The organism is Allobaculum sp. (genome assembly GCF_047010065.1).
In the GTDB taxonomy this organism is placed as follows: domain Bacteria; phylum Bacillota_I; class Bacilli_A; order Erysipelotrichales; family Erysipelotrichaceae; genus Allobaculum; species Allobaculum fili.
Genome location: NZ_JBKXLD010000159.1, coordinates 1 through 2,597, shown reverse-complemented (window position 1 = coordinate 2,597; position 2,597 = coordinate 1). Strand labels below are relative to the sequence as shown.

Annotated in this window: 3 protein-coding genes; all 3 read left to right on the top strand. The window is 54.8% G+C overall.

Going from position 1 to position 2,597, the window contains the following annotated elements:
• The coding region (locus tag ACLUYS_RS09800; protein WP_412659778.1) for a chorismate synthase at window positions 1-326 on the top strand (326 nt) is incomplete at its 5' end.
• Window positions 326-1,618 (top strand): 3-phosphoshikimate 1-carboxyvinyltransferase, encoded by a 1,293-nt coding sequence (aroA, locus tag ACLUYS_RS09795; RefSeq protein WP_412659777.1) that lies wholly within the window; start codon window positions 326-328, stop codon window positions 1,616-1,618. The genes ACLUYS_RS09800 and aroA, both read left to right, overlap by 1 nt.
• Window positions 1,615-2,448, top strand: coding sequence for a prephenate dehydrogenase (locus ACLUYS_RS09790; RefSeq protein WP_412659776.1), 834 nt, complete (start codon window positions 1,615-1,617; stop codon window positions 2,446-2,448). Before aroA ends, ACLUYS_RS09790 begins: the two co-directional genes overlap by 4 nt.
• Window positions 2,449-2,597: the final 149 nt, after the last annotated feature.

Below are 2,597 nucleotides of genomic sequence, written 5' to 3'. Positions count from 1 at the left end.
CCAATAACAACGGGGGCATCAACGGTGGCATTACCAACGGCATGCCGATTTTGTTTCAGACGTGCATCAAGCCGACCCCCTCGATTTATCTCGAACAGGACAGCGCGGACTATCAGACCCGACAGAACGTCAAGCTGGCGATCAAGGGCCGGCACGATCCGGCGATTATTCACCGGGCCAGAGCGGTCGTTGACGCCATGACCGCCTTCTGTCTGCTCGATTTGTGGATGACTAAGGAAGCGCTGCGCCCGTTTGAAGCGCCTGCTTCTGGAAAATCCGATTCGAAACCGCAGCCCTCTGCAGGGGATGGAAAGGAGACTGTGTAATGAAAGTCTGGATTGAACCCTCCGATCTTGAAGGATCGCTTCGCGTTCCGCCTTCCAAATCGCTCGGCCACCGCGCCCTGATCTGCGCCGGTCTGGCCGACGGCGAATCCGTCATTACCCATCTTGGCCATTCCAAGGACATGGAAGCCACGATCGGCTGCCTGCAGGCTTTAGGCGCGCACATTGAAGAAGACCCCGGCTCTTGCCCGCTTTTTCGTACCCTTCATATTCGCGGATGCAATCCCGCAAAAAACGATCCCCAGAAACCGGCAGTGCTGGATGCCTTTGAATCCGGCTCGACGATCCGCTTTCTGATTCCGATCGCCGCTGCCGGTCCGGAGGAAGTCCGCTTTCTGGGCAAGCCGTCCCTGCTTTCCCGGCCGATGGGCGTCTATGCGAACATCTTTGCCGAACAGAATCTGAAATTTGAACAGTCCGGCGAAGCCATCACGTTCCAGGGCCCTTTAAAAAGCGGTCTGTTCACGCTCGATGGCAGCATTTCCAGCCAGTTCATTTCCGGACTGCTTATGAGTGCACCGCTTATTGGCGGCGCGGAAATCGCGGTGCTTCCGCCGTATCAGTCCCAGTCCTATGTGCGCCTGACCGCGGACATGATGAAGACGTTTGGCGTTCACATCGAAGAGCCCTCAGAAAACGGCTATCGCATCACGCCCGATCAGCACTATCAGCCGGCCAGCGTAAGCATCGAAGCCGACTGGTCGCAGGCCGCATTCTTTCTCGTAGCCGGCGCGCTGGGCGCGTCCATTGTCGTCGAAGGTCTTAATCCCGATTCCCTGCAGGGCGATGCCGTCATCACACAGGCCATCGAAAAAGCCGGCGGAACGCTCCACTGGACCAGTCAGGGCCTGCAGGCTGTCAAAGGCCGGCTGCACGGCTTTACCTTTGATCTAGCCGACTGTCCGGATCTTGGACCGATTCTTTGCGTGCTCGGCGCCTGTTGCCCGGGAGAAACCGTTCTTACTCACGCTTCCCGGCTGCGCTACAAAGAGTGTGACCGGATTGCGGCGATGGAAGACGAACTGCGCAAATGGGGCGTGGACATTACGAGTACGGAAGACGAAATTATTATTCATGGCCAGTCTTCCTACTGTCTCGATCATCCGGCTGTCGTCGACAGCCATAACGATCATCGCATCGCCATGGCAATGGCCATTTTCGGTCTTTGCGCGAAAAGTCCTGAACAGATTCAGGATGCCCAGGCCGTCACGAAAAGCTATCCGCATTTCTTTAACGATCTTCTGGCTTTGAAAGGAAAGGTAGTACGTTCATGAAAACTGTCGGTGTTGTCGGTCTTGGCGTAATGGGCGGGTCCTTCTGCGGACGCATGAAGGAACTCGGCTGGCGGGTTCTCGGTTTCGATCCCAACGGACATTCCCTTCGTCAGGCTAAGGAAAGAGGCTGGATTGATGAAGGCTTTGCGGATTTCTCTTCCGGTCTGAACCAGTGTGAAATGGTCATTTTCTGCATTTATCCCACCCTGCTCAAAGACTGGATCGCCGCATGGCAGAGCCACTTTGCACCCGGCACGCTGCTGCTGGAAATCAGCGGCGTTAAGCGTGCGGTCATGGAGCCGGTTCAGGAAATTCTTCGCGACGACCTTGAGCTCATGTCCATTCACCCGATGTGCGGCCGCGAATCCAAAGGCATTGAATTCGCCAATCCGGAAATTTTCCGGCAAGCCAACTTCATCCTGATTCCGCACGAAAAAAACACAGCGTCCAGCATCGTCAAGGTCAGCTCTTTAGCCAAGGACCTCGGCTGCAAGAACATTTCCGTTCTTTCCGCCGAAGAGCACGATGAAATGATCGCTTTTCTCTCCCAGCTGACGCACGTGATCGCCGTTACGCTGATGGATACCCACGAAAATGAGCATCTGGTCGAATACACCGGCGACTCGTTCCGCGATCTGACCCGCATTGCTTCCATTAATGAGGAAATGTGGAGCGAACTCTTCCTGCTCAATAAAGATCTGCTGCTCAAGGAAATCGAGCAGTTCCAGACCACGCTTGCAGACTTCAAGGAAGCGCTCAAAAATGACGATTCCCGGACGATGAAGGAAATGATGAAGCTGTCCACCAAGCGCCGAAAGAAATTCGACTAGCCCAGGACCATCCATTTCTCTGCACATAAACCAAGCCGGCCGCAGTTCAGACTGCGGCCGGCTTTTCGTGTATCTGTATCTCTGGATTTCCAGGTTTGTGTAGTAAGTGTCAAACAATCGACGGGTATACGCGAGACTGAATATTAGAT

Bases quoted from the DNA above. Each gene is read 5' to 3' on its own strand.
- aroA (WP_412659777.1), top strand. From the start codon at position 326: ATGAAAGTCTGGATTGAACCCTCCGATCTTGAAGGATCGCTTCGCGTT.
- ACLUYS_RS09790 (WP_412659776.1), top strand. From the start codon at position 1,615: ATGAAAACTGTCGGTGTTGTCGGTCTTGGCGTAATGGGCGGGTCCTTC.